Genomic DNA, 24641 nt, shown 5'->3' with positions numbered 1-24641 from the left:
CGGCGCAGGCATGCTGAACCCATGACGACATGGCGCGATGTCCAAGCGGCAGAACCCGAATTCGCGGACCGGGTACAGGCCCTGTTCGATGCGCACACGCACAAGACGATCGCCACCCTGCGGGCCGACGGGTCACCGCGTATCTCCGGCATCGAGGCGACCTTCGCCGACGGCGAGCTCACCTTCGGTTCGATGTCCCATGCCCGCAAGCGCGCCGACCTCCTGCGCGATCCGCGATTCGCGCTCCACAGCGCAACCGTCGATCCGGTGGAGGGTGCCGAAGCCGACTGGCCCGGTGAGGCCAAGATCGCCGGGCGGGCAATACATTCCGGCCCGATCACCGATGGCCCCGACGGCGATCTGTTCCGCACCGATATCACCGAGGTAGCACTCACCCACCTCAACCACGCCGCGACCCTGCTCGTCATCGAATGGTGGACGCCCGCAGGCGGATTGCGAACTGCCGAGCGCGAGTGACTACGTCAGCCGTTCCTTGAGGAACTGCACCACCCGCTGGCGCGCCACATAGGCCGGCTGGTTCTCCACCTCGCGGACCTCCAGCGTCAGCACCGAGTGCGCCAATCGGCCGAATCCGCCGGTGTTGCCCTTCGACGAATCGATCTCGATGACCTCAAAGGCATCCCCGAGCCGGTCCTTGAGCGTCTTGAAACGCTCGCCCGGTGCCATCGGATCGCCGCTGAACCGCAGCGCCAGCGCGCACAACCCGTCCTCGGCGGCCCGCTTCTCGATCACCTTCAGCTCCCCCTCGGAAAGCCCGGGGTCACGCTTCTGCTTGGCGGTCAGCGCGATCGGCACCGAAGGCTGGCTGAGCACCGGGGCCAGCACACTGTCGTCAACGGCGGCCGCCAGCGCGAAACCACCGGAGAAGCACTGCCCGATCACCCCGACACCCTTGCTGCCGGTCTTCTCCTTCAGATCTCGCGCCAGTGCACGCAGATAGTGCGAGACCGGCCGTTCCTTATTGGTCGCGAACGCGGCGAACTCCTTGGCCACACACCCGCGCGCCAGATCCAGCACCATCCCAGGCCGCTGCGCAGCTGCACCCGGCGTGCCGTACAGCGACGGGATCGCGACGGTAAAGCCGTTGTCCACCAGGTGATTTCCCAATGCCAGCACGCCAGGATGAATACCGGGCATCTCCGGGATCAGCACCACACCCGGCCCCGCGCCCTTGCGGTAGACGTCATGGGTGAAACCCGCCGCACTGAACGGTTCCGCGATCCATCCGGTGAGGTCGGATTCGGGTCCGGGCATTGACGTCTCCTATCGGCCAGGTGGCAGAGGTTTCTGGGACTGCGTGCCGACGGCAAGTGTACGGAAGTCTGAGGTGCTGCCAGCGCCGGTGATCGCTACCTGCGCGGGCCCGGCAGGGCTGTCGAGACGGGCCGTCCACACCGGCTCGGTGCCCTCGCCACCCTCGTAGACGATCCACTTCACACCGTCGACGTCCTGGGCGCCGGTGGGATATACCGACTGGTGAATCGAGCCGACCAGCGCCTGCTCGTCGGCATTGCTCTGGGTGAGGCTCACATACATCTTGGATGCGGCCAGGTAGCCGACAGTCGAGGTGACGGCGCGCTGTCGCTGCCCGTTCGCATCGGTGCGGCCGCCATCGATCGCGCCGCGGCTGCCGGAGTTGGCCACCCACCCGGTGGGGAGCTGGGGCACCCGGATCGGGATGCCCAAGGCCTCGGCGTCCGCCTTCAACGCCGCGGGGGCGTCATATGGCGGCGGGGCCCCGTCCCGCGGGTCACTGGGCCGCACTGAGCACATCCCCACCAGACCGGCCAAAACGATGCAGGCCAGGATCAACGGGGCCAGTGACCAGAACATGTCGCGACCATCCTGGAGCAGCCGAGGCTTGGGCTCCTTGGGTGGAACTCCGGTCTCCGAAGGGGTGGTCACGCCAGCCAGTATCCCAGGTCTATAGGGCTCGCCGGCTTCTGGGACAATCTCAGCCATGCCTGAAGCCCGTCGCCGTGAAGCGCCCGACCGCAACCTAGCCCTCGAATTGGTTCGGGTGACCGAGGCGGGTGCCATGGCCGCCGGCCGCTGGGTGGGCCGCGGCGATAAGGAGGGCGGCGACGGCGCGGCTGTCGACGCCATGCGCGAGCTGGTCAACTCGGTGTCGATGCGCGGTGTCGTGGTCATCGGCGAGGGCGAGAAGGACAACGCCCCGATGCTCTACAACGGCGAAGAGGTAGGCAACGGCGACGGGCCGGACTGCGATTTCGCCGTTGACCCGGTGGACGGCACGACCCTGATGAGCAAGGGCATGCCCAACGCCATCTCCGTACTGGCGGTAGCCGAGCGCGGCGCAATGTTCGACCCGTCGGCGGTGTTCTATATGAACAAGATCGCGGGCGGCCCCGACGTCGCCGACTTCATCGACATCACGTCCCCGATAGCGGCCAACATCCAGCGCATCGCCAAGGTGCGCAAAGCGTCGGTTTCCGACATCACCGTCTGCATCCTGGACCGGCCCCGGCACACCAAGCTGATGGCCGAGGTTCGCGAGGCCGGCGCCCGGATCCGGCTGATCTCCGACGGCGACGTCGCCGGCGCGATCTCGGCCTGCCGCCCCGAGTCCGGCACCGACCTGCTGGCCGGTATCGGCGGCACCCCCGAGGGCATCATCACCGCTGCCGCCATCCGCTGTATGGGTGGTGAGATCCAGGCTCAGCTGGCGCCCACCGACGACGCCGAGCGCCAGAAGGCCATCGACCGCGGCCACGATCTGGATCGGGTGCTGACCACCCGGGACCTCGTCGCCGGCGAGAACGTCTTCTTCTGCGCCACCGGGGTCACCGACGGCGACCTGCTCAAGGGCGTCCGTTACTTCGGCGGCGGCTGCACCACGCAGTCGATCGTCATGCGCAGCAAGTCCGGCACCGTCCGGATGATCGATGCCTACCACCGGCTTTCGAAGCTCAATGAATACTCCGCGGTGGATTTCACCGGGGACAAGACCGCTGCATATCCACTTCCGTAACCGACAAATTAAGGGAGCACATGAGCACCGACAGTGTGGTCGAGGGCGAATACCGCATCGAGCACGACACCATGGGCGAGGTCCGGGTTCCGATCAACGCCTTGTGGCGAGCCCAGACCCAGCGTGCGGTCGAGAACTTTCCAATCTCTTTCCGCGGGCTCGAGCGCACCCAGATCCGCGCGCTCGGCTTGCTGAAAGCCGCTTGCGCACAGGTCAACAAGGATCTGGGCAAGCTCTCCGCGGAGAAGGCCGACGCCATCATCGCCGCCGCCGGCGAGATCGCCGACGGGCTGCACGACGACCAGTTCCCCATCGACGTGTTCCAGACCGGTTCGGGCACCAGCTCCAATATGAACGCCAACGAGGTGATCGCCTCGATCGCTGAGCGCAACGGCGTCACGGTGCACCCCAATGACGATGTGAACATGTCGCAGTCATCCAATGACACCTTCCCGACAGCCACGCACATCGCAGCGACGGAAGCCGCGGTGCGGCACCTGATTCCGGCGCTCGAGGTGCTTCACGAATCGCTGGCCAACAAGGCCCGGCAGTGGCGCACGGTCGTCAAGAGCGGACGCACCCACCTGATGGATGCCGTCCCGGTCACCCTGGGACAGGAGTTCGGCGGCTACGCCCGCCAGGTCGAGGCTGGCATCGAGCGCGTGAAGGCCACCCTCCCCCGCCTCGGCGAGTTGGCGATCGGCGGCACCGCGGTCGGCACCGGCCTCAACGCCCCCGACGGTTTCGGCGCTAAGGTCGTCGAGGTGCTCGTCGCGCAGACCGGCCTGGCCGAATTGCGCACCGCGAAGGACTCTTTCGAAGCTCAAGCCGCCCGCGATGGGCTGGTCGAGGCCTCCGGCGCGCTGAAGACCATCGCGGCGTCGCTGACCAAGATCGCCAACGATGTCCGTTGGATGGGCTCGGGCCCGCTGACCGGCCTCGGCGAGCTTGCCCTGCCCGACCTGCAGCCGGGCAGCTCGATCATGCCGGGCAAGGTCAATCCCGTTCTCCCCGAGGCTGTCACGCAGGTGGCCGCCCAGGTCATCGGCAATGATGCCGCCATCACCGTCGGCGGCTTGTCAGGCGCGTTCGAGCTGAATGTGTACATCCCGGTGATGGCGCGCAACCTGCTCGAATCGTTCACGCTGCTGTCCAACGTGTCGAAGTTGTTCGCCGCCAAGTGTATTGACGGCCTGGTGGCCAATGAGGCGCACCTGCGCGAGCTGGCCGAGTCCTCCCCCTCAATCGTGACCCCGCTGAACTCGGCGATCGGTTACGAAGAGGCAGCGAAGGTCGCCAAACAGGCCCTCAAGGAGAAGAAGACGATCCGCCAGACTGTCATCGACCGCGGCTTGATCGGCGACAAGCTCTCCGAAGCCGAACTCGACAAGCGTCTGGACGTGCTGGCGATGGCGAAGGTCAAAGACGGCGACTAGGTCGTGGCGCGGTAGCAGCGGATCCCCAGCGGTGCCGTAAGACTGTGCAGCACAAGGCTCAGCGTCACCGTGATAACCCCGGCCTGCGCCAGCAGGTCGGGGTGCTCGATCTCACTGCGCTCGATCACCAGCAGGCCGAGCACCACCCGCCCAAGCCACCGGTGAACGCAGCGACGAACCCGCTAGCGTGCACGCGCTCACCGAACTCGACACAGATCAGGGCGACGGCCAGGGCACCGCCGCCTCCCACCAGAGCAGCACCGACAACAGCACCGCGGCGGTCAACGTCCCGAGGACCAGCGTCAGTGTTATACCGATCACCAGCAGCCGGAACGTGACGTGCCCCCGTCGAAACACCTTGGCCGGGTCCAGTTTGGCCGCTTGATTGAACAGGATCACGGTCAGCGCCAGCTGCGCCAGGACCGTGAAGCCGGTGGTGCGCGGACCGGCATCCAGGAGGTTGAAACCGAAGGGGCCGAACAGCATTCCGAGCCCGACGAAGATCAGTGCGGGCACCACATACCAGCGATTCACCAAGCCCGATACGACGGCATAGCCCAAAACCAGCATTCGTTAGGACGAACTGGGTGGCGGTATGCACCTACGCGCCGGCTCTAAGCACCGTTGTTGGGCCCGCCGGAATTGGCTCCGGGGATGTCGGTGATCGGAATGTTCGGCATCGGCTTGGGCGACGGGGTCGCCGGCAGGGTCGGTATGTCGGCGACGGGAATGTCCTGCAGCGCGTTGGCCGGCGGGCCGTTGTCCCGCGAGCCGTAAACGCTGCCCGGCGCGCGTGGCCCCAGCATCTGGGTAACGGTCACCAGGTGATAGCCATTGGCTTTAAGCACCGGGATGAACTGCTCGACAAGGTCGACGGTCGACGAATAGGTGTCGTGGAACAGTACGACGGAGTTAGGCTTGATCTGGGTCATCAGCATGTAGCGGGTGGCGGCGGTGTTCGCGTCGTTCATCCAATCGAACGGGATCACGTCCCACAGGATCGCGGCCAATCCGTACTGGGCGGCGATCTCGTTGACGGCGTCATTAGTCAGCCCACCGGCCGGCCGCCACAGCACTGGCGTCTGCCCGGTGGCGGCCTTGATCGCGTCATTGGCCTTGCTGAACTGCGCCGGCACGTCCTCGATCGGGATCGCCGTCATGTTCGGGTGTTCCCAGGTGTGGCTGCCGAGCTCCATTCCGGAGTCGACGACCCGCTTGGCACCCGCCGGGTTGGCGGCCACCTTGTTACCGATCGCGAAGAACGTGGCCTTGGCATCGTTGTCTTTGAGGATGCCCAGCAGCCGATCCGTGTACGGCGAGGGCCCGTCATCGAACGTCAACGCCACACATTTGACCACCGAGCAGTCCACCGAATCGGCCTTGGCCACCTTCACGTGGCCGGTGAAACCGCCGATGACGACGACGGCCACCCCCGCGCAGACACCGATCACCGTCCGCAAATAGGACCAGGACAGGCTGTCGGGTGGGCGCCGCACGCGGCTGAGTTTACCGGCCGCGGCTGGCTGGTCCCTGTCCGCGCGCGGCACTGGGGGTTAGCCCTACCTCGGATGCCCGGCCGACTTTCATGACGATGACTACGGCGGTTGGGGACGATTAGGTGCTCTCCCATGCGGTGTCCACCGCGGTGACCGTTGCCGGCACACCAACACTGTGACGTCGCACCCCACGGCGCACTTCCTCGGCTTCATCGCCGAGCAGGGGCAGACATTCCCCGATGCGGCCGCGGCACTCCAAGAGGCCTCGGGTCGGCGCTGCCGTCAGCGGCTGGCCTGCACGGTGTACTCCAACCGCGGCACGATCGCCGAACTCACCGTGGGCCACACCGTGCTGATTCACGGCACCCACGACGCGATCAACTACCGACAGCACACGGTCGGCAAAGTCATCCTCGACAACCGCGTCAGGGCAGGGCGTTCGGGCTGATCTCCTCGAGCATCTCGGTGACCAGTGCGGCGATCGGTGAACGTTCGCTACGCATCAACGTGATGTGCGCGAACAGCGGGTGACCCTTGAGCTTCTCGATCACCGCGGCCACCCCGTCGTGACGTCCGACGCGCAGGTTGTCGCGCTGTGCGACATCGTGGGTCAGTACCACGCGCGACCCGCTACCCAACCGCGACAACACGGTCAGCAGCACGTTGCGTTCCAGGGATTGCGCCTCATCCACGATCACGAACGAGTCGTGTAGCGAACGACCGCGGATGTGCGTCAACGGCAGCACCTCGAGCATCCCGCGGGAGAGCACCTCCTCGAGCACCGCCGGCGAGGCCAGACCCTCGAGGGTGTCGAAGACGGCCTGCGCCCACGGGCCCATCTTGTCGCTCTCGCTGCCCGGCAGATAACCCAACTCCTGGCCGCCGACCGCGTACAGCGGCCGGAACACCACGACCTTGCGCTGGGTGCGCCGCTCGAGCACGGCCTCCAAGCCCGCGCACAGTGCCAGCGCCGACTTACCGGTGCCCGCCTTGCCGCCGAGGCTCACGATGCCCACCGATTCGTCCTGCAGCAGATCGAGTGCGACGCGTTGTTCGGCTGACCTTCCCCGGAGGCCGAACACTTCGCGGTCGCCCCGCACCAGCTGGACTTTCTTGTCCGCGTTCACCCGGCCCAGCGCGCTGGAGTTAGCGCCGATCAGCCGAACGCCGGTGTGGCACGGCATATTACGCGCTTCGTCAAGATCGATCTCACCGTCGACGAAAATTGTGTCGACATCCTCGCCGGCAACATCGAGCTCCGTCATGCCCGTCCAGCCGGAGGTGATCACGTCCTGGGCGTGATACTCATCGGCCAGCAGACCTACCGCACCGGCCTTCACCCGCAGCGGAATGTCCTTGCTGACCAACGTGACTCGCTTGCCCTCGGCGGCCAGGTTCGCGGCGACCGTCAGGATCCGAGTGTCGTTATTCTCCGTACGGAAACCGGACGGCAGCACCGACTGGTCGCTGTGGTTGAGCTCGACATTCAGCGTTCCGCCTTCTGTCCCAATGGGAATGGGTTGATCGAGGCGACCGTGTTCCAGACGGAGATCGTCGAACAACCGCAGCGCCTGCCGGGCGAACCAACCCAACTCGTGATGGTGACGCTTGGCTTCCAATTCACTGATGACCACGAGTGGTACCACCACTTCGTGTTCGGCGAACCGGGTGCACGCCCACGGGTCGGACAACAGGACTGAGGTGTCGAGAACGTACGTCCGAATGGGCGACTGCGAATCGGTCACTGGGCGCTCCTCAAGTTCACGCGGTCCCCGCGAACCCTTCGGCGGAAACTGCGGCACCAGGACCGGGACCGGTCCTGTCGTAGTCGATACGAAAGGTGCCGCCCGGACAGCAGAGCATGTCGCTAGCCATCGGAAGCGACGCTACTCCGGTCTGCGCCCACGCGCCGACCGGCGCGCCGCCGCGCTAGGAGCGAACGAATTTCTTCAGCACGGGCTCGTCGCCGAGGCCCCATGCCGTGATGCGATCGGAGATCACCTGACGCGAGGCGTCCAAGTCGAAAATGCCGGCCTTCGCAACGTTCGGCAGCTTGTCTTCCTGATACTCGATGATGTCACCGCCGACCACGCCGAACCCGACCGCGCGGCGGTTGATCGAGTTGATCGTCGAGTCGCGATGAGTTTGCACGCAGTGCGCCACGAGATTGGCGAAGAACACTTCGTGCCGTTCCTCATCGTTGGCAATCCGGCCGACGAGACCCTTCAGCACGGGGTCGGTGATCCTCGCTTCGAGGTTGCGGGCGAACACCGCATGCGCGCGCTCGTAGAACGCCATGAACACCAGCGTCTCGATCTGGCTGAACTGGTCGGCCCGATAGCCGCGCATGACGTGCGCAAGGCGCACGTCCTCGTCAGCGGTCGGGTCGAAGTTGCGCGTGACCACGAGGTAGTTGCGCAGCACGATCGCGTGCAGGTGCTCTTCGGCGGTCCAGCGGCCCAACCAACGGCCCCATTTGTCCTCGAGGATGAAGTGCTCGACCAGCTCGCGGTGATAGCCGGCGAGGTTGTCCTTGGTGATCAGCAGGATCTCGAGGGCGTCGACGATATCGGAGGGCAGGGTGACCTGTGAGGGATCCCAGTCCTTACCGCCCAGGAACGCGAAGTTCTCACCCTGGTCGAACGGGACGTAATCGTGGCCGTACCACTCGTCGGCGGTCTCCAGATACTGAGCCAGATTGTTGGCCACAATCGGCTCGAGCTCCAAGGTCAGCGCATTCGCGACAGGTTTTCGTGCCATAAAGTAACCGTAACTCAAAGACACGTATGTTTGAAAATTCCGCCGTCCGGCGTTTCGCAGCCTAGAGGGTGAGACCTGGGTACAGCGGGTTGGCGTCCAGGAGCTCGGCCGACGCCGCACGCACGCGGTCCGCGACGCCGTCGGCCAGGGTGTACTTGGCTTTCGATGAGCCGTCGGCCTCGGTGTTGGACAGCACGTCGACCACCAGCTCGGCGACCCGATCGAACTCGGCCGGTCCGAACCCGCGCGTGGTCAGCGCCGGAGTTCCGAACCGGATGCCACTGGAGTACCAGGCCCCGTTGGGGTCGTTCGGAATCGAATTGCGGTTGGTGACGACGCCGGCGTCGAGCAAGGCGGACTCGGCCTGCCGGCCGGTCAGCCCGAAGCTCTGCACGTCGAGCAGCACCAGGTGGTTATCGGTGCCGCCGGTGACCAGCCGGGCGTCGCGCTTGAGCAGACCCTCGGCGAATGCCTGGGCGTTATCGGCGATCCGCTGGGCATAGGCCTGGAACGACGGCTGGCGCGCCTCGGCCAACGCGACGGCCTTGGCGGCCATGACGTGGGACAGCGGGCCCCCGAGCACCATCGGGCAGCCCTTGTCGACTGCAGGTGCGTACTCCTCGGTGGCCAGCACCAGCCCGCCACGCGGACCGCGCAGGGACTTGTGCGTGGTCGTGGTGGTGACGTGGGCGTGCGGCACCGGGTCCTCGTCGCCGATGAAGACCTTGCCTGCGACCAGGCCGGCGAAGTGCGCCATGTCGACCATGAGGGTGGCGCCCACCTCGTCGGCAATCTCGCGCATGGTCGCGAAGTTGATCCGCCGCGGGTAGGCCGAATAGCCGGCCACCAGGATCAGCGGCTTGAACTCGCGGGCGGCGGCGCGGACGGCGTCATAGTCGATCAGCCCGGTTTCGGGGTGGGTGCCGTAGCTGCGCTGGTGGAACATCTTGCCGGAGATATTGGGCCGGAAGCCGTGGGTAAGGTGCCCGCCGGTGTCCAGTGACATGCCCAGTAGTCGCTGGCTGCCCAGCCGGGCGCGCAGGCGCTCCCACTCGGCTTCGGAGAGATCGTTGACGTGCTTGACGCCGAGGTCTTTGAGCGCAGGAGCTTCGATCCGGGTGTTCAGGATGGCCCAGAATGCGACCAGGTTGGCGTCGATGCCGGAGTGCGGCTGGGCGTAGGCGTACGGCGCGCCGAACAGCTCACGAGCGTGCTCGGCGGCCAGCGCCTCAACGGTGTCGACGTTCTGGCATGCGGCATAGAAGCGGTGCCCGACGGTGCCCTCGGCGTACTTATCGGAGAACCAGGTGCCCATGGTCAGCAGCACCGCCGGCGAGGCGTAGTTCTCGCTGGCGATCAGTTTGAGCGAATCCCGTTGATCGGCAAGCTCTTTACGGGTAGCCGCAGCGATCCGCGGCTCGACTGATTCGATGACCTCAAGCGCGGCGCGATAGGCCTCGCTGGCGGTGGCTGCGTAGTCCGCGCCCGGGGCGGGCGCGTGCGTCGAAATCGTCGAGTCTGCGGTCATACGCCCAGCCTATCCGGAACCCCGAGTCGCTCGGAGCGCTGGGCGATCGCGAACCTCAACCGCCCTCGAGGCCACTGTCCCAACCGTCATGCCGGGTGAGTGATGACTAGTTGTTCAGCGCGGGTTTGTTCTCAAAAATGGGGAAGGGGAAGACGGATTCGAGTTCACCCTCAGGGCTATCGGCCAACCCGATCTCGTAGACGCCTGCAGTTGTGACCCACATCGGCACCTCATGCACGAAGACCCGGAACTTGACCGGCACCCCGGGTGTGTCCGGCCACTGCCAAGCAAACTCCAATAACCCCACCCGCTCACCTTCCGGTGACTTGGCGACGATATAGCGGCGCGGCTCGAAATCGATACCAGCCTTGGTGTGCACGGCGAGTACAAACGGAACGACGATCTGCGCGGGGAGAACCTCGACGTAGGCGCTGGTCATGGGGAAGCCCTCAGCAAGTACCCCACCCGCGTCTTCAAGCTCCGACTTTCGTGCTGGTGCGAACGCGACAACCTGCATGATTTTCTTCCCAACTTTTGTCAACTCGCAGATCCCCGCCCGCGGCGCTTGCGATGCTACCGCAGCGCTAGGGCCGGTCTTGACGCCTTGATCAAACGGCGCGCAACGCCGAGGGGATCAGCGGCTCGTCGAGCAGTCGTCCGAACCGCTCGGTCAGCCCCACCCCGGCGGGCCGGTCGTCGAGCCAGGTCCGCAGCAGCCGGTAGCCCTCGACGTAGGTGCTCGTGTAGGCCCGCCACAGCGGCGAGGACAGGAATCGCAGCATCTGCCGGGCCCGGGTATCGTCGACCAGCAGCCAGCGCTGCAGGAAGGCGACGACGTCATCGACGTCGCGGTGTTCGTCATGCAGCATCAGCGCCGCGTCCTGGCGCACATCGGCCAGCGCCGCCGTGGCCTCGGACAAGGCTTCGGCGCGCTCGCCGTCGAACCGCAGCCCCAGATCGGCATAGATCTCCGAAGCCCAGCTCCCCCAGCCTGCCCCCACCACGGCGTGCAGCGCCAGATCCGCCAGCCCCTCGGCCATCAGGCACTGGGGGGTATTCACCAGGAAGATCGTCTGCTCCTGCTGATCCAGGCCGGCCACCAGCCCGGCCTCCTTGCGGCAGTGTTCGGTGTGGTGACCCGGATAGGACTCGTGGGCCACCAGCCGCGGCAGGTTGGCCATCTGCTGCTTGAGATCGGCATTGACCGCCACCGTCGAGCGGTAGTTGCCCTCGTAGTAGTTGAACCCCGACCACGGTTTGTCGGTGACCACCTCATAGACGATGGTCTCGGCGTCCGGCAGCGGGTACGTCGCGCGGACGGTATCGCGCAGCGCGCTGGAGAACGCGTGCATGCATTCCTCCAGACGGTCGGGTGGGATCTCGTCGGCGCGCCGGTGGGCCTCCATCCGCTCGACCAGCGGGCCGCTGCCGCCAAGCACCTCGTCGATGCGGGCGTGCGCGGCGCGATAGCGCTCGGGGTCGCCGCGGCTGATCTCGACGTCGAAATAGTTGCGCACCTCGTCGACGAAACCGACCTGCTCACCGGCGAACTTGCGCGCCGAAAACGCCAGCGCCCGCAGGTGCGCGCCGATGAAGTCCGCACGCTGGTCGGTGAAGCCGGCCTCGCGCGGCACCTGCGGCAGCTCGGCCAGCAGCCGGTCGGCCTCGCGAGCCAGCTCGGCCGGCTCGGGAGCGGGTTCATCGGCGACCGCGCGGCGCAATTCGGGGTCGCCGGTAAAGGAGTCGACGTAGCCCTCTTCGATGCGGTCGAAGCGCAAACCGAGGGTCAGGTAGTCGCAGATGAGGGTGCCGGGATGCATGTCAACCAAGCTAACTGCAAGACTGGCACGATGGCGCGGCTGAGTGAACCCAGCCCTTACGTCGAGTTCGACCGGAGTCAATGGCGTTCACTGCGCATGTCGACCCCGTTGAAGCTGACGGAGGACGAACTGGTTGGGCTGCGCGGTCTGGGTGAGCAGGTCGACCTGCTCGAGGTCGAAGAGGTCTACCTGCCGCTGGCCCGGTTGATCCACCTGCAGGTGGCCGCCCGACAGCGGCTGTTCGCGGCGACCTCGGAATTCCTCGGCGAACCGCAGCAGAGTCCGGACCGTCCGGTGCCATTCATCATCGGCGTCGCGGGCAGTGTGGCCGTCGGTAAGTCCACCACCGCGCGCGTGCTGCAGGCGCTGCTGGCCCGCTGGGAGCACCACCCCCGCGTCGACCTCGTCACGACCGACGGCTTCCTCTACCCCAACGCCGAGTTGTCTCGTCGAAACTTGATGCACCGCAAGGGTTTTCCGGAGAGCTACAACCGTCGCGCATTGATGCGGTTTGTGACGACGGTGAGATCCGGCGCCGACCAGGTGTGCGCCCCGGTGTACTCACACCTGATCTACGACATCGTGCCCGGCGAGAAACATATCGTCACCCACCCGGACATCCTGATCCTGGAGGGGCTCAACGTTTTGCAGACAGGGCCGACCCTGATGGTGTCGGACCTGTTCGACTTCTCGGTGTACGTCGATGCCCGCATCGAGGACATCGAGCAGTGGTACGTCAACCGCTTCCTGGCCATGCGGGCCGGCGCCTTCGCCAATCCCGCGTCGCACTTCCACCACTACGCGGGATTGACCGACAACCAGGCCGTCGCGGCCGCCCGCGATATCTGGAGTTCCATCAACCGGCCGAACCTGATCGAGAACATCCTGCCGACCCGTCCGCGGGCAACGCTGGTGTTACGCAAGGACGCCGACCACTCGATCAATCGGTTGCGGCTGCGGAAGCTCTAGCTCGTGGGGACACCGGTGAGCGGGTTGAGCTTCAGGATCGGCAGCGGAAAGGCCGCTTCCGGTTCGGCGTCGACATCCTCGTACAACCCGATCGAGTAGACGCCCGACATGGGCACTTCGAGGGGGAGCCGGTGGGCGAAGACCCGGAATTTGAACGGACTTCCCGGCTTATCGGGCCAGTGCCACACCGACTCCAGTGATCCGACCCGCTGCCCGTCCGGCGATTTCGCGACGACGAACCGTCGCGGCTCGTATTCGCTCCCGCCACTCGTGTACACGGCGAGGATCACGGACACGGTGATCTGGGCGGGGAACCGATGGACATAGCAACTGGTCATCGGGAAGCCTTCCGCGATGACCCCGCCCGTCTCTTCCAAGCCTGCCTCGCGTGCGGCTGCGAACGTGATGACCTGCATCGCGCACCCCTTCCCCGGAAATATCTATGCTGACATTCAGTGGTGCCCGCACACGCGGAAGCACTAAGCGGCGTGGACTGCGCCGTATCCTATGCGAGGCGGGCACCGACGCAGGCGGCCGGGGTGTCGACATGTCATCGGCGTTCCATGAAGACCACCGCCGACAGCGCAGCCATTCACATGCCGAATCGGCGGTGTCTGCGGCTGTAGGCGCGCAGCGCGCGCAGGAAATCGACCTTACGGAACGCCGGCCAATGCGCCTCGGTGAACCACATCTCCGAGTAGGCGCTCTGCCACAACAGGAACCCGGACAGGCGCTGCTCCCCCGAGGTCCGGATCACCAGATCGGGGTCGGGCTGACCCGAGGTGTAGAGGTTCTCCGAGATCCCGTCGATCGTGACGGCCTCGATCAGCTTCTCCGCGCTGGCACCGTTAGCGAGCTGCTTACTCAGTAGCGCCCGCACCGCGTCGACGATCTCTTGCCGCCCGCCGTAGCCGACGGCGACGTTGACGTGAAACGACGCCGCCGCGGCCAGCGAGGCGGTGCTGTCGACGGCGTCGCGCAGCCGCTTGGCCGGTTCCTCACCGAGCAGTTCGAGATCGCCGACGGTCCGCACGCTCCAGCGGTTGGCGGGTGCGCAGATCTGTTCGACGACGTCGGTGATGATCTCGATCAGCGATGACAATTCGTCCGGATCACGCTGCAAATTTTCAGTGGACAACAGGTAGACGGTGGCCATCTCGATGCCGGATTCTGCACACCAGCGCAGCATTTCGGCGATCTTGGCCGCACCCATCAGGTACCCGTAGGCAACATCATCGTGACCAGCATCACGAGCCCAGCGTCGGTTGCCGTCGCACAGCACGGCTATGTGGCGGGGTAGCTGGGACTTGGAGCGCGCCAGCTCCTGGCGCAGCCGCATCTCGTAGAGCCGGTAGGCCGGATCCTTGAGGCGAGGCGGAATGATCTCCACGACGAATCAGACTACTGTGACGATCAGGTAGCCCCTGGCGCAATGGAGGTGAGATGACCGCAGGAGTCGACACCACCGATCCCCGCCAATCCAAGTCGTCCGACGCGGAGGATTTCCCCGAGGCCGTCGTCGACGCCGCTGTCGAGTTCTTCGGAAAACCGCGGCTGCGCGGCTGGATTCACGTCTATGCCGCTGTCATCGCGGCGATCGCCGGTGCCGCGCTGGTGTCGGTGTCGTGGTCGGTGGAATCGACGAGGGCCGGCGTCTCCACGCTGATCTACACGCTGACGATCGTGGCGATGTTCACCGTCAGCGGCACCTACCACCGGGTGAACTGGACGTCGCCGGACGCCCGCAAGTGGATGAAGCGGCTCGACCACTCGATGATCTTCATCTTCATCGCCGGCAGCTACACGCCGTTCGCGATGTTGGCGCTGCCCGAGAAGAGCGGTGCCGTTCTGCTGACCATCGTGTGGAGCGGCGCGCTGGCCGGTGTGCTCCTGAAGTGCTTCTGGCCGTCGGCGCCGCGGTGGGTGGGCGTTCCGCTCTATCTGCTACTGGGCTGGGTCGCGGTGTGGTTCATCGTCCCGATCATGAACGGTGCCGGAGTCGCCGCCATGGTGCTGTTGATCGTCGGCGGCGCGTTGTACAGCGTCGGCGGGGTCCTGTACGGACTGAAGTGGCCCAACCCGTGGCCGACCACGTTCGGCCACCACGAATTCTTCCATGCCTGCACCGCAGTGGCGGCAATCTGCCACTACATCGCGATGTGGTTCGCGGTCTTCTAGAGCTGGGTGACGTTCTCCGGGCCCCAGTAGGCCTTCATCGAGGTGACCTCACCGTCGTGGTTGAACGTCATCACCTCGATGACCTCGATCCGCATGGCGCCGGCGACGGTGAGCGCGAACAGGAACGCCGCCTCTTGGCCACCGGACCGGAACGTCAGCAGTTCGGCGCTCACCTCGGCGCCCTCGATCGCCTTGTAGAAGCCCTCGATCGCCTGCCGGCCGATGTGGACGTCGCCGCCGCCTACTGGGTCCTCCAGGGTGGCGTCTTGGGCGTAGAGCGCCGCCACGTTGGCCGCGTTACCGGCGGCGACGGTGCTCAGGTAGCGGTTGACCAGGGCTTCGAGATCGAGGGCATCGCTCATGGGCGGAACGCTACACGGGCACGCCGAGCGCGTCGGCAAGTTCCCCGGCACCGGTCACGGGCAGGTCGCACATTCGGCCCCGGCAGACGTAGGCGGCGTCGTTTCCGCGGACTCGGTCGCGGCCTTCCAGCAATGGCGAGGAGTCGACTGCGCCACCGACCACGATGGTGCCGCCCGGTGCCAACTGCCTTGCCGCAGCGAGTAATTCGGAATCGGTACCGTCGGTGGCGACAGCCACCTGAAGGGGCCCGCGGACCGCGGCCTCGGCGACCGCCAGCCAGTGGCCGGACGACCGCGGCGCGCGGGCCAGCAGCGGCGAGTGCGCCAGCAGAGTGTCCTCGGCAGCCTGCTCGTAGCGGGCCACCCGGTCCGCGTCGACCATATGCGCGGCGGTCAGCAGCGCCTCGGCGATCGAGGACGCTCCCGAGGGCGTCGCCCCATCCAGGGGGTCGGCAGGCCGGACCATCAGCTGCTCAGCGTCATCGGCAGTGTCGAACCAACGACCCGGACGTTCGGGGTCGGCGAAATGCGTCAGCACCACGTCGAGCAGATCGGTGGCGCTCCTCAGCCACTTCTCCTCGCCGGTGAGCTGGTGCAGCGTCAGCAGCCCGGTGGCCAAGGTGGCGTGGTCGTCGAGGATGCCCGCGCTGTCGCCGACCACACCGCCGAGGCTGGCCCGCCGCAGCCGGCCATCGGCGATATGAAGGTCGAGCAGGGCCGCGGCACAACGAACGGCCGCGTTCAACAGCGGCGGAAAATCAAGGGCCACACTGGCTTCGGCTAGGGCGGTGATCGCAAGCCCGTTCCAGGCGGTGACGATCTTGTCGTCACGCGCGGGCTGCGCACGGGTCAGCCGGGAGGCCAGCAGGGCCAGTCGTACCCGCTCGAAACGCTCGGCGTTGTCGGGGTCCGTCGGCAACTGCAGCACCGACGTCCCGTGCTCGAAAGTGCCGCGGTCGGTCACCTCGAAAAGCATTGCAGCCCAGAGTCCATCGTCCTCGCCGAGCACTTCGTTCAGCTGCTCGGGCGTCCACACATAGGTGGAGCCCTCGACACCGGCCGCATCAGCGTCCAGCGCGGAGGTGAACATATCGCCGTCGGCGAGGTCGTTGAGCAAGAACCCCGCGGTCTGCGCCGCGATCCGCCGGGCCAACGGATCGTTCGTGCGGCGGGCCCAGTGCGCGTAGGCCCGCAGCAGCAAGGCGTTGTCGTAGAGCATCTTCTCGAAGTGCGGCACCACCCAGTCCGCGTCGACGCTGTAGCGCGCAAAGCCGCCGGCCAGCTGGTCGTAGATACCGCCGCGGGCCATCGCTGTCCCGGTGCGGATCATCGCCGCCAGCGGCAGTGGAGAGCCAGTGCGCTCGAACGCACGCAGCAGCGCTTCGAGCAATGCCGACGGCGGGAACTTGGGGGCCTGACCGAAACCGCCCCGCTCGACGTCCTCATCGCGCAGGATCGCCGCGACGGCGTGGTCGCACAGCTCGGCGTTGATCTCCGGCCCGCCGTCGGGCAGCCCGGCGGTGATCTGCCGCAGCTCGCCGGCTACCTGATCGGAGGCTTCCTCGACCTCGCCGCGGCGATCCCGCCATGTCTCGGCCACCGCGTCCAGCAGTTGCAGGAACTGCGGCTTCGGGTAGTAGGTGCCGCAGAAGAACGGCCGACCGTCGGGGGTCAGGAAGCAGGTCATAGGCCAACCGCCCTGGCCGGTCATCGCCACCGTCGCGTTCATGTACACCGCGTCGAGGTCCGGCCGCTCCTCACGGTCGACCTTGATGCACACGAAATTTGCGTTCGCCACCACTGCGACGTCCTCGGACTCGAAGGACTCGTGGGCCATGACGTGACACCAGTGGCAGGCCGCATACCCGACCGACAGCAGGATCGGCACATCGCGGGTGCCGGCCTCGTCAAGCGCTTCAGGGGTCCACTGCTGCCAGTGGACGGGGTTGTCAGCGTGTTGACGAAGATAGGGGCTGGTCGCGCCGGCGAGCGTGTTACCCGCTGGGCTCACGCGGGGGCCTCTCGGGCTCGCGCTCGGAACCCACACCATCGTCGTTCGCCGCGCCGGCGGTGTCGCCGTCGTCCGGCCCGCCGAGCGTCTCATCGAAGCTTTCGGGGAGCTTCTTCAGATGCCGGTTCATCGACCACACGAGGGCAAAGACGCAGATCAGCAGGATCACGACGATCAGCAGACCCAAGGGGCTGGCCTTGCCGAAATCCGGACCGGTGTTCTTCGGCGCATCCGCCAACACCGAGATCACTGTATTCACTCGAAGATCTCGATTCCGGCGAACAGGTCGTCCTCAGGCAATTTGGCGGGCACCCGCGAACGAGCCAATTCGAACTCCTCCGTCGGCCACAACCGTTGCTGCCACTCTATGGGGGTCGCGAAGAAGAATCCGTCCGGGTCGATCTGGGTGGCGTGCGCCTTGAGCGCCTCGTCGCGCTGATTGAAGTACTCCGAGCACAGCACCCGAGTGGTCACCCGCCCGGCAAAGATGTCGATCTCGGGATCCCACTTCTTCAGCCAGTCGGCGAACGGGCCCTCCTGACCATGCTTGGCGAACTCGTCTTGCAGCAGCTGCAGCCTGGCCCGCAGGAAGCCGTGGTTGTAGTAGAGCTTGCTGACCGCCCACGGTTCGCCGGCGTCGGGGTAGAGCCGGCAATCGGCGGCAGCTTCGTAGGCGGCCACCGAAACCTGGTGGCAGCGAATGTGATCGGGGTGCGGATAACCGCCGTTCTCGTCGTAGGTCGTCATGACGTGCGGACGGAACTCGCGGATGACCTTCACCAGGGCTTCCACCGGCTGCTCGATCGGCACCACCGCGAAGCAGCCGTCAGGCAGCGGCGGCAGCGGGTCGCCTTCCGGTAGCCCGGAGTCGACGAACCCCAGCCAGTGGTGTTCAACGCCGAGGATCTCGGCCGCCCTGGCCATCTCGTCCCGGCGGATGTCAGTGATACGCCCATGCACTTCCGGCAGGTCCATCGCCGGGTTGAGGATGTCGCCGCGCTCGCCACCGGTCAGCGTCACCACTTGAACCCGGTGACCTTCGGCGGCATACCGCGCAGCCGTAGCCGCGCCCTTGCTGGACTCGTCGTCCGGATGGGCGTGGACGGCCATCAACCGCAGTTCGGTCACGTCTCCCCTGTAATTGCTCGTCCGCTGGTCATTGCCTCACGTGCTGATGCAACAGTTGCAGCACGCCCTATAGTCCAATAGTTCCATCCAAGGCACGGATACCCCCAATCGAAACCTGCTCACGAGAGACACATCGCATTCCGATGACCGACGGCCCCCCGCAACTCCCCCAGTCCCGATACGGGCGCCAGGGGATGCCGCCGGCCACCCGGCGCCGGGTGGCGTTCGCGCTGGGTGTGCTGGTTCTGGCGGCCGGCGTCGTGCTGGCCCTGATTGCTTACCAGCGCTTCGAGGGCAACGATGTCGAGGGCGCGATCGCCACCTATCAGGTGGTCGACAATCAGACCGTCTCGGTAACGATCAGCGTGACCCGAAAGAACCCCTCGCAGCCGGTGCATTGCATCGTGCGGGCGCGGTCCCACGACGGCGATGAGACCGGCCGTCGAGAAATTCTGGTCCCGCCATCTCAGGCGGCGACGGTGCAGGTCACGACGTTGGTGAAGTCCTACAAGCGCCCGTTCGTCGGTGATGTTTACGGCTGCGGGACCGACGTGCCGGGCTACCTGGTTGCGGCCTGAACCGCGTCGGCGGAACGAACAGCGAACTGCCAATGTATGAAAACTGATTGTCGTCGCGGTGGTAGGCTTGTCCCATACACGGTTCCTGCTGGGAGCCGTGTATTGCTTCATTAGCGCGTTTGCTCGCAGCTCTTCGAAGGGAATGCACGCGGAGAAATCCGCACATTCCCAGCAGTGACAACAGACTGCAACGCGAACATATGCGCGGGAACCAACGAATGAGGAGCGCGACCAAATGACCGACACCCAGGTGACTTGGCTTACCCAAGAGTCGTATGACCGCCTCAAGGCCGAGTTGGATCAGTTGATCGCGAACCGTCCGATCATCGCTGCTGAGATCAACGACCGCCGCGAAGAGGGTGACCTTCGTGAAAACGGTGGCTACCACGCCGCCCGCGAGGAGCAGGGCCAGCAGGAAGCCCGGATCCGCCAGCTGCAGGAACTGCTGAACACCGCCAAGGTGGGCGAGGCGCCCAAGCAGTCCGGCGTCGCGCTGCCCGGCTCGGTGGTCAAGGTCTACTACGACGGTGACGAGTCCGACACCGAGACCTTCCTGATCGCCACTCGCCAAGAGGGTATCGACCACGACAAGCTCGAGGTCTACTCGCCGAACTCACCGCTGGGCGGCGCCCTGCTGAATGCCAAGGTCGGCGACACCCGCGAGTACAACGTGCCCAGCGGTAAGACGGTGAAGGTCACGCTGGTTAGCGCGGAGCCCTACCACTCGTAAGCGTCGACGCGCATGGCGCGCATCGCCGAAGATCTCCTTCTGCTGCTACTCGACAATGCCGCGGCTCAGCCCGGCGTCGAGCCCGCCCTTCTGCAACGGCTGTTGGCCGGTGCGGTGTTACTGGACCTGGCCTACGAGTGCCGGATTCGGCCCGCACTACCGCACGAATCGGTGCCGGCCGGCCGGCTGATCGTCTTGACGGGACCACCGCCGCTGGATCCCGTTGTGCGCCCGGCCCTTGCGATGTTGCAACAAGCCCCGATCACCGCGAGCGTCGCGATCGGCAAGCTGCGCAAGCACACCGAGGACCGGGTGCTCGACCAACTGCTACGGACCGGGCAGCTTCACCAGGTTGCGTTGTCGGCGAACCGATTTCGCCGTAACTCGTACGCATGGCCGCTGGCCAGCCGGGCGCGGGTGGACGCGGCACGGTCGGCACTCTTGGCCACGTTATTCGACGGGCATCGTCCCGATCCCACGACGGCCGCGATCGTCTCACTGCTGCATGGCGTGCAGGCACTCGGCGCGGTATTGAGTCTCAACGACCGCGGCTGGCAGTGGGCTATCGATCGTGCCAGCGTAATCTCAAGCGGCACATGGGTTGACGACCAGAAGATAGCTGACGTCAACCTCGCGGTGACCACCGCCGCAGTGCGTGCGGCGCTAGCTTAGGGCTTGTTCGAGGTCGCCCAATAGGTCCGCCGGATCCTCGATGCCCACCGAGAGGCGGACCAGGTCGTCGGGAACCTCGAGCTGGGATCCGGCGGTCGATGCGTGCGTCATCGCACCGGGATGCTCGATCAAAGACTCGACCCCACCCAGCGATTCCGCGAGGATGAAAACCTCTGTGCGCGAGCACAACCGGCGCGCAACCTCGGCACCCCCGCGCATGCGCACCGACACCATGCCCCCGAAGCCGCTCATCTGACGGGCGGCGACCTCGTGACCGGGGTGGCCGGGCAGGCCGGGATAGAGCACCGAGTTCACGGCTTCATGGCCGGCCAGCAGCTCGGCAACCTTCGCGGCATTGGAGCTGTGTCGCTGCATGCGCAGCTCGAGAGTCTTCAGACCGCGCATCGTCAGGTAGGCGTCGAATGGGCCGGGCACCGCGCCGGCACCGTTCTGCAGGAAGGCGAACTTGGTGTCGAGCTCCTCGTCATTGGTCACCAGCGCGCCGCCCACCACATCGGAGTGCCCGCCGATGTATTTCGTCGTCGAGTGCAGCACGATATCGGCACCCAGGTTCAGCGGCTGCTGTAACGCGGGGGAGGCGAACGTGTTGTCTACCAACACCTTCAGCCCCGAAGCCGCGGCGATCTCGGCGATTCCGGAGATGTCGGCGATCGACAGCAGCGGGTTGGTGGGCGTCTCCACCCAGATCAGCCGGGTATTGGCGGTGATCGCCGCGCGCACCGCGTCGAGGTCGGACAGTGCCACCGGGGTGTGCTGCACACCCCACTGGGTGAACACCTTGTCGATCAGCCGGAAAGTGCCGCCGTAGGCATCGTCGGGGATGACGATGTGATCGCCGGGCCGCAGCACCGCGCGCAGGGCGCAGTCGGTGGCGGCCATGCCGGAGCTGAACGCCCGTCCGAAGGCGCCGGCCTCGACCGAGGCCAGCACCGCTTCCAGCGCTTGCCGAGTCGGATTGCCGGTGCGGGCATATTCGAACCCGCCGCGCAGACCGCCCACCCCGTCTTGGGCGAACGTGCTGCTCGCGTAGATCGGGGCGTTGACCGCTCCGGTCGCCGGATCCGGCCGGTATCCGGCGTGGATGGCCCTGGTCGCGAACCCCTGTGCTCGGTGCCGGTCGGCGGCGCTGCGCTGCTCACTCATCGGTTTCGAGCCTAACGGCTCGAGACGTCAGAGCGGCACGCACACCGTCGTCATGATTTTATCGGCGATAGTCTGCCGCTTGGCGTCCCACAACGGGAACAGGTAGCCGATGTAGCAGATGATCGCGTCGACGAAGTGGGCGATTTGGCGGACGATCGACAGCCCGAACCCGATGGGCTGGCCCGTCTTCTCGCCGATCACCTTGAACTTGAGCACCGACTTACCGATGCTCGACCCGGTCGTGCCCTGGCGGTAGCCGTAGTTCCATACCCAGAACGCGATAGCGGCGAGCCCGAACACCAGCGACAGGATCAGCCCCAGCGCCGACGGCTGCGACGTGCAGTACACCCCGTAGGTGTTATCGCCGCTGCTCGACGTGCAGTTGTTCTCCCCGGTGGCCACCGACAGGCCTTGACCAACACCGGACAGGATCGCGATCGGGATGGCGTCGACGATGTAGGCGCCGACCCGCTTGATCCAGGGGGTGTAGGCATCCTTGGGCAGCAAGCCGGCCCCTGGCGGCGGCGGATAGTCACCCGGCGGCGGAGGCTGTGTCATCGGGGTCCTTGTCTTACCGCGGGAGGCAGATGGTTGACAGAATCTTGTCGACTAGCGTCTGCCGCTTGCTGTCCCACAGTGGGAACAGGACGGCGACGAGCCAGAGGATGCCGGCGCACACGTACAACGCCACGTTGTAGAGCACCTCACGCACCACGGACAACCAGAAACCGATTGGCTGCCCAGTCTTCTCGCTGACCACCTTGAACTTCATGATCGACTTGCCGATGCTCGAACCCGTCTTGCCCTGGCGCCATCCCAGGTTCCAGATCAGGTAGAGATACGCCAGCACAATGGACCCCGTCATCGCGGCCTGACCAGTCGCCGATGGATCCGTTGCACAGGTCGAATCCGCGGCGTATTCGGTCGACTCCGTCAGACACGACGTGTCCTGGGTGGCAAACAGTACGCCGACGCCGATACCGCTGATCACAAAGACCGGAAGGTAGTCGATGATCCACGCCACGACGCGGGTGAACCACGACGTGTATGCGCTCTGCGGCAGCTGCGGAACTGACTGACCGGCCGGCGGCGGCGCATAGCCGGTGCCGGGCGGCGGCGGCGTATAACCACCTTGCGGGGGCGGTGGAGGCGGGTAGCCCCCGGCCGGTGGCGGAGGTGGTGGCGGGGGGTAGTTCCCCAGTGGGGGACCTGGCGGTTGTTCAGTCATGGCTCGCCTTCCACTTCTCCAATGATCACCCGAGGTGAAACGGCATTAATGTACCTGAGACATACCTGCATATCGCGGGAAAGCGGAATCTTCATCTGCCCGACGTATCCGGCGTCAACCAGCGGCAAACATTTGCGTCGGCAATAATCTCAGCGACGCCGCGGCCCATCGGAGAGGAACCCGAGCAGATCGTGCCGGGTGATGACGCCGGCGGGTTTACCGTCATCGACGACCATCAGCGCATCCCATTCCCGCAGGGACTTCGCCGCGGCACTGACCAACTCCCCCGCCCCGATCAGCGGCAGCGGCTGACTCATGTGTAGCGATACCGCGTCGGCGAGCTTGGCCCGGCCTTCGAACACCGCGGACAGCAATTCCCGCTCGGACACGCTGCCTGCCACCTCACCGGCCATCACCGGGGGCTCAGCACCGACGACCGGCATCTGGGAGACGCCGTATTCGCGCAGGATGCCAATAGCGTCGCGCACGGTTTCCTGAGGGTGGGTGTGGACCAGGTCGGGCAGCGCACCGGACTTTCCCCGCAGTACGTCGCCGACCGTCGGCTCGACCGCCGAACCGTCGAGGCGGGTGCGCAGGAATCCATAGGACGACATCCACCCGTCGTTGAAAATCTTCGACAGGTAGCCACGGCCGCCGTCCGGCAACAGGACCACGACCAGCGAATCCGGCCCGGCGTCCTGGGCCACCTTCAGCGCGGCGACGACGGCCATCCCACAGGAGCCACCGACCAGCAGGGCTTCCTCACGGGCCAGCCGCCGGGTCATATCAAAGGAGTCGGCATCGGAGACCGCGATGATCTCGTCGGGCACCGACGGGTCATAGGCGGACGGCCAGAAGTCTTCACCGACACCCTCGACCAGGTAGGGCCGGCCGGTTCCGCCCGAGTACACCGAGCCCTCGGGGTCAGCGCCGATGATCGTGACCTTGCCGCCGGATACTTCCTTGAGATAGCGGCCCGCACCGGTGATCGTGCCGCCGGTTCCCACGCCCGCGACGAAGTGGGTGACCTTGCCATCGGTATCGGCCCAGATCTCCGGGCCCGTCGTCTCGTAGTGGCTGGCCGGCCCGTTCGGGTTGGAGTATTGGTCGGGCTTCCAGGCACCCTCGATCTCGCTGACCAGCCGGTTGGAGACGCTGTAATAGCTGTCCGGGTGATCGGGTGGCACAGCCGTCGGGCAGACCACGACCTCGGCACCGTACGCGCGCAGCACGTTCTGCTTGTCCTCGCTGACCTTGTCCGGACAGACGAAGATGCACTTGTAGCCACGTCGCTGCGCGACGAGGGCCAGCCCGACGCCGGTGTTGCCCGAGGTGGGTTCGACGATCGTGCCGCCGGGCTTCAATTCGCCGCTGGCTTCCGCCGCGTCGATCATCTTGGCGGCGATGCGATCTTTGGCACTACCGCCAGGGCTGACGTACTCGATCTTGGCAGCGACCAACCCTGAACCCTCCGGAACGACGGAGTTCAGTTGGACCAGGGGGGTGTTCCCGATCAGCTCGCTGATGTGGGACGCGATGCGCATGCCTACATGTTGTCAGGCGGCGTG

29 protein-coding genes are annotated in these 24641 nt (G+C 65.9%); 9 read left to right on the top strand and 20 right to left on the bottom strand.

Translation table 11 applies throughout. The features are described from left to right. Positions 1-21: 21 nt before the first annotated feature. Complete coding sequence (locus G6N13_RS13130) at positions 22-477, top strand: pyridoxamine 5'-phosphate oxidase family protein (RefSeq protein WP_163697610.1); 456 nt, start codon at positions 22-24, stop codon at positions 475-477. Here the strand turns inward: G6N13_RS13130 and G6N13_RS13125 are convergent, their stop codons facing one another. After that, positions 478-1275, bottom strand: coding sequence for a dienelactone hydrolase family protein (locus G6N13_RS13125; RefSeq protein WP_163697609.1), 798 nt, complete (start codon positions 1273-1275; stop codon positions 478-480). A 9-nt stretch (positions 1276-1284) separates the two neighbouring features. After that, positions 1285-1926, bottom strand: coding sequence for a DUF4245 domain-containing protein (locus G6N13_RS13120; protein ID WP_235677748.1), 642 nt, complete (start codon positions 1924-1926; stop codon positions 1285-1287). A 55-nt stretch (positions 1927-1981) separates the two neighbouring features. Here G6N13_RS13120 and glpX point away from each other — a divergent pair, with 55 nt between their 5' ends. Together glpX and G6N13_RS13110 are read left to right on the top strand one after the other, a co-directional pair. Then, the gene (gene glpX, locus G6N13_RS13115; protein WP_108053436.1) at positions 1982-3013 is read left to right on the top strand and encodes a class II fructose-bisphosphatase; all 1032 of its coding nucleotides are present in this window, start codon (positions 1982-1984) and stop codon (positions 3011-3013) included. Positions 3014-3033: 20 nt separating this feature from the next. Beyond that, the gene (locus G6N13_RS13110) at positions 3034-4449 is read left to right on the top strand and encodes a class II fumarate hydratase (RefSeq protein ID WP_163697604.1); all 1416 of its coding nucleotides are present in this window, start codon (positions 3034-3036) and stop codon (positions 4447-4449) included. Here G6N13_RS13110 and G6N13_RS13105 read toward each other — a convergent pair. The 3 genes from G6N13_RS13105 to G6N13_RS13095 form a co-directional block, all read right to left on the bottom strand. After that, a complete protein-coding gene (locus tag G6N13_RS13105; RefSeq protein ID WP_163697602.1) occupies positions 4446-4595 on the bottom strand; it encodes a hypothetical protein in 150 nt (49 codons plus the stop codon). The genes G6N13_RS13110 and G6N13_RS13105 overlap by 4 nt on opposite strands. Positions 4596-4665: 70 nt before the next feature. Beyond that, positions 4666-5019, bottom strand: a complete 354-nt coding sequence (locus tag G6N13_RS13100; protein WP_163697600.1) for a cation:proton antiporter domain-containing protein — start codon at positions 5017-5019, stop codon at positions 4666-4668. Between the two features lie 44 nt (positions 5020-5063). Then, positions 5064-5945 (bottom strand): polysaccharide deacetylase family protein, encoded by an 882-nt coding sequence (locus G6N13_RS13095; RefSeq protein ID WP_163697598.1) that lies wholly within the window; start codon positions 5943-5945, stop codon positions 5064-5066. 175 nt (positions 5946-6120) lie between these two features. On the opposite strand from G6N13_RS13095, the gene G6N13_RS13090 reads away from it, so the two are divergent. After that, positions 6121-6393: a hypothetical protein gene (locus G6N13_RS13090; RefSeq protein WP_163697596.1), complete on the top strand. Its 273-nt coding sequence runs from the start codon at positions 6121-6123 to the stop codon at positions 6391-6393. Here G6N13_RS13090 and G6N13_RS13085 read toward each other — a convergent pair. From G6N13_RS13085 to G6N13_RS13065, 5 genes are all read right to left on the bottom strand, one after another. Further along, positions 6371-7690, bottom strand: coding sequence for an RNA 5'-3' helicase PhoH2 (locus G6N13_RS13085; RefSeq protein ID WP_163697594.1), 1320 nt, complete (start codon positions 7688-7690; stop codon positions 6371-6373). The two genes, G6N13_RS13090 and G6N13_RS13085, sit on opposite strands and share 23 nt — an antisense overlap. Before the next feature lie 184 nt (positions 7691-7874). Beyond that, entirely contained in the window at positions 7875-8705 is an 831-nt protein-coding gene (locus G6N13_RS13080; RefSeq protein ID WP_163697592.1) for an acyl-ACP desaturase, read from the bottom strand. Between the two features lie 61 nt (positions 8706-8766). After that, a complete protein-coding gene (locus G6N13_RS13075) occupies positions 8767-10233 on the bottom strand; it encodes a glycine hydroxymethyltransferase (protein ID WP_163697590.1) in 1467 nt (488 codons plus the stop codon). Between the two features lie 106 nt (positions 10234-10339). After that, the gene (locus tag G6N13_RS13070) at positions 10340-10750 is read right to left on the bottom strand and encodes a hypothetical protein (protein ID WP_163697587.1); all 411 of its coding nucleotides are present in this window, start codon (positions 10748-10750) and stop codon (positions 10340-10342) included. Between the two features lie 91 nt (positions 10751-10841). After that, on the bottom strand, positions 10842-12053 hold the full coding sequence (locus G6N13_RS13065) for a DUF885 domain-containing protein (protein ID WP_163697585.1): 1212 nt from the start codon (positions 12051-12053) through the stop codon (positions 10842-10844). Positions 12054-12083: 30 nt separating this feature from the next. On the opposite strand from G6N13_RS13065, the gene coaA reads away from it, so the two are divergent. Further along, positions 12084-13022 (top strand): type I pantothenate kinase, encoded by a 939-nt coding sequence (coaA, locus tag G6N13_RS13060; RefSeq protein ID WP_163697583.1) that lies wholly within the window; start codon positions 12084-12086, stop codon positions 13020-13022. On the opposite strand, the gene G6N13_RS13055 is transcribed toward coaA, so the two are convergent. Next, a complete protein-coding gene (locus G6N13_RS13055) occupies positions 13019-13438 on the bottom strand; it encodes a hypothetical protein (protein WP_163697581.1) in 420 nt (139 codons plus the stop codon). The two genes, coaA and G6N13_RS13055, sit on opposite strands and share 4 nt — an antisense overlap. A gap of 176 nt (positions 13439-13614) precedes the next feature. Next, the gene (locus G6N13_RS13050; protein ID WP_163697579.1) at positions 13615-14412 is read right to left on the bottom strand and encodes a (2Z,6E)-farnesyl diphosphate synthase; all 798 of its coding nucleotides are present in this window, start codon (positions 14410-14412) and stop codon (positions 13615-13617) included. Between the two features lie 53 nt (positions 14413-14465). On the opposite strand from G6N13_RS13050, the gene trhA reads away from it, so the two are divergent. After that, the gene (gene trhA / locus G6N13_RS13045; protein WP_163697577.1) at positions 14466-15200 is read left to right on the top strand and encodes a PAQR family membrane homeostasis protein TrhA; all 735 of its coding nucleotides are present in this window, start codon (positions 14466-14468) and stop codon (positions 15198-15200) included. Here the strand turns inward: trhA and G6N13_RS13040 are convergent. From G6N13_RS13040 to mca, 4 genes are read right to left on the bottom strand one after another with little or no spacing between them, the layout of a single operon-like run. Continuing rightward, positions 15197-15562, bottom strand: coding sequence for a nuclear transport factor 2 family protein (locus G6N13_RS13040; RefSeq protein WP_163697576.1), 366 nt, complete (start codon positions 15560-15562; stop codon positions 15197-15199). The two genes, trhA and G6N13_RS13040, sit on opposite strands and share 4 nt — an antisense overlap. A gap of 10 nt (positions 15563-15572) precedes the next feature. Further along, complete coding sequence (locus G6N13_RS13035; protein ID WP_163697574.1) at positions 15573-17612, bottom strand: thioredoxin domain-containing protein; 2040 nt, start codon at positions 17610-17612, stop codon at positions 15573-15575. Then, the gene (locus tag G6N13_RS13030; RefSeq protein WP_163697572.1) at positions 17557-17832 is read right to left on the bottom strand and encodes a hypothetical protein; all 276 of its coding nucleotides are present in this window, start codon (positions 17830-17832) and stop codon (positions 17557-17559) included. Before G6N13_RS13030 ends, G6N13_RS13035 begins: the two co-directional genes overlap by 56 nt. Further along, on the bottom strand, positions 17829-18701 hold the full coding sequence (gene mca / locus G6N13_RS13025; protein WP_163697569.1) for a mycothiol conjugate amidase Mca: 873 nt from the start codon (positions 18699-18701) through the stop codon (positions 17829-17831). Before mca ends, G6N13_RS13030 begins: the two co-directional genes overlap by 4 nt. Before the next feature lie 143 nt (positions 18702-18844). Between mca and G6N13_RS13020 the strand changes: the two genes are divergently transcribed. The 3 genes from G6N13_RS13020 to G6N13_RS13010 all read left to right on the top strand — a co-directional run bounded on the left by G6N13_RS13020 (position 18845) and on the right by G6N13_RS13010 (position 20681). Continuing rightward, on the top strand, positions 18845-19279 hold the full coding sequence (locus G6N13_RS13020; protein ID WP_163697567.1) for a DUF4307 domain-containing protein: 435 nt from the start codon (positions 18845-18847) through the stop codon (positions 19277-19279). A 235-nt stretch (positions 19280-19514) separates the two neighbouring features. Then, complete coding sequence (gene greA, locus G6N13_RS13015; RefSeq protein ID WP_163697566.1) at positions 19515-20009, top strand: transcription elongation factor GreA; 495 nt, start codon at positions 19515-19517, stop codon at positions 20007-20009. 12 nt (positions 20010-20021) lie between these two features. Then, positions 20022-20681 carry a GOLPH3/VPS74 family protein gene (locus G6N13_RS13010; protein ID WP_163697565.1) on the top strand — a complete coding sequence of 220 codons (660 nt, stop codon included), beginning with the start codon at positions 20022-20024 and terminating at the stop codon, positions 20679-20681. On the opposite strand, the gene G6N13_RS13005 is transcribed toward G6N13_RS13010, so the two are convergent. The 4 genes from G6N13_RS13005 to G6N13_RS12990 form a co-directional block, all read right to left on the bottom strand. Next, on the bottom strand, positions 20673-21845 hold the full coding sequence (locus G6N13_RS13005; RefSeq protein ID WP_163697564.1) for a cystathionine gamma-synthase: 1173 nt from the start codon (positions 21843-21845) through the stop codon (positions 20673-20675). The genes G6N13_RS13010 and G6N13_RS13005 overlap by 9 nt on opposite strands. 27 nt (positions 21846-21872) lie before the next feature. Beyond that, a complete protein-coding gene (locus tag G6N13_RS13000; protein ID WP_163697563.1) occupies positions 21873-22403 on the bottom strand; it encodes an Rv1078 family RDD domain-containing protein in 531 nt (176 codons plus the stop codon). 13 nt (positions 22404-22416) lie between these two features. Then, positions 22417-23073, bottom strand: a complete 657-nt coding sequence (locus G6N13_RS12995) for an Rv1078 family RDD domain-containing protein (RefSeq protein ID WP_163697562.1) — start codon at positions 23071-23073, stop codon at positions 22417-22419. A 149-nt stretch (positions 23074-23222) separates the two neighbouring features. Then, positions 23223-24617, bottom strand: coding sequence for a cystathionine beta-synthase (locus G6N13_RS12990; RefSeq protein WP_163697561.1), 1395 nt, complete (start codon positions 24615-24617; stop codon positions 23223-23225). Positions 24618-24641: the final 24 nt, after the last annotated feature.

It is taken from the genome of Mycolicibacterium sarraceniae (assembly GCF_010731875.1).
In the GTDB taxonomy this organism is placed as follows: domain Bacteria; phylum Actinomycetota; class Actinomycetes; order Mycobacteriales; family Mycobacteriaceae; genus Mycobacterium; species Mycobacterium sarraceniae.
Note: the sequence above shows the minus strand (reverse complement) of the source record. Positions and strands in the feature narration are given on the sequence as shown.

Bases quoted from the DNA above. Each gene is read 5' to 3' on its own strand.
- G6N13_RS12990 (WP_163697561.1), bottom strand. From the start codon at position 24,617: ATGCGCATCGCGTCCCACATCAGCGAGCTGATCGGGAACACCCCCCTG.
- G6N13_RS13035 (WP_163697574.1), bottom strand. From the start codon at position 17,612: ATGGTGTGGGTTCCGAGCGCGAGCCCGAGAGGCCCCCGCGTGAGCCCA.
- trhA (WP_163697577.1), top strand. From the start codon at position 14,466: ATGACCGCAGGAGTCGACACCACCGATCCCCGCCAATCCAAGTCGTCC.
- G6N13_RS13100 (WP_163697600.1), bottom strand. From the start codon at position 5,019: ATGCTGGTTTTGGGCTATGCCGTCGTATCGGGCTTGGTGAATCGCTGG.
- G6N13_RS13130 (WP_163697610.1), top strand. From the start codon at position 22: ATGACGACATGGCGCGATGTCCAAGCGGCAGAACCCGAATTCGCGGAC.
- G6N13_RS13040 (WP_163697576.1), bottom strand. From the start codon at position 15,562: ATGAGCGATGCCCTCGATCTCGAAGCCCTGGTCAACCGCTACCTGAGC.
- G6N13_RS13110 (WP_163697604.1), top strand. From the start codon at position 3,034: ATGAGCACCGACAGTGTGGTCGAGGGCGAATACCGCATCGAGCACGAC.
- G6N13_RS13055 (WP_163697581.1), bottom strand. From the start codon at position 13,438: ATGCAGGTCATCACGTTCGCAGCCGCACGCGAGGCAGGCTTGGAAGAG.
- coaA (WP_163697583.1), top strand. From the start codon at position 12,084: ATGGCGCGGCTGAGTGAACCCAGCCCTTACGTCGAGTTCGACCGGAGT.
- G6N13_RS13075 (WP_163697590.1), bottom strand. From the start codon at position 10,233: ATGACCGCAGACTCGACGATTTCGACGCACGCGCCCGCCCCGGGCGCG.
- G6N13_RS13010 (WP_163697565.1), top strand. From the start codon at position 20,022: ATGGCGCGCATCGCCGAAGATCTCCTTCTGCTGCTACTCGACAATGCC.
- G6N13_RS13070 (WP_163697587.1), bottom strand. From the start codon at position 10,750: ATGCAGGTTGTCGCGTTCGCACCAGCACGAAAGTCGGAGCTTGAAGAC.
- G6N13_RS13080 (WP_163697592.1), bottom strand. From the start codon at position 8,705: ATGGCACGAAAACCTGTCGCGAATGCGCTGACCTTGGAGCTCGAGCCG.
- G6N13_RS13065 (WP_163697585.1), bottom strand. From the start codon at position 12,053: ATGCATCCCGGCACCCTCATCTGCGACTACCTGACCCTCGGTTTGCGC.
- G6N13_RS12995 (WP_163697562.1), bottom strand. From the start codon at position 23,073: ATGACTGAACAACCGCCAGGTCCCCCACTGGGGAACTACCCCCCGCCA.
- G6N13_RS13020 (WP_163697567.1), top strand. From the start codon at position 18,845: ATGACCGACGGCCCCCCGCAACTCCCCCAGTCCCGATACGGGCGCCAG.
- glpX (WP_108053436.1), top strand. From the start codon at position 1,982: ATGCCTGAAGCCCGTCGCCGTGAAGCGCCCGACCGCAACCTAGCCCTC.
- G6N13_RS13005 (WP_163697564.1), bottom strand. From the start codon at position 21,845: ATGAGTGAGCAGCGCAGCGCCGCCGACCGGCACCGAGCACAGGGGTTC.
- greA (WP_163697566.1), top strand. From the start codon at position 19,515: ATGACCGACACCCAGGTGACTTGGCTTACCCAAGAGTCGTATGACCGC.
- G6N13_RS13000 (WP_163697563.1), bottom strand. From the start codon at position 22,403: ATGACACAGCCTCCGCCGCCGGGTGACTATCCGCCGCCGCCAGGGGCC.
- G6N13_RS13125 (WP_163697609.1), bottom strand. From the start codon at position 1,275: ATGCCCGGACCCGAATCCGACCTCACCGGATGGATCGCGGAACCGTTC.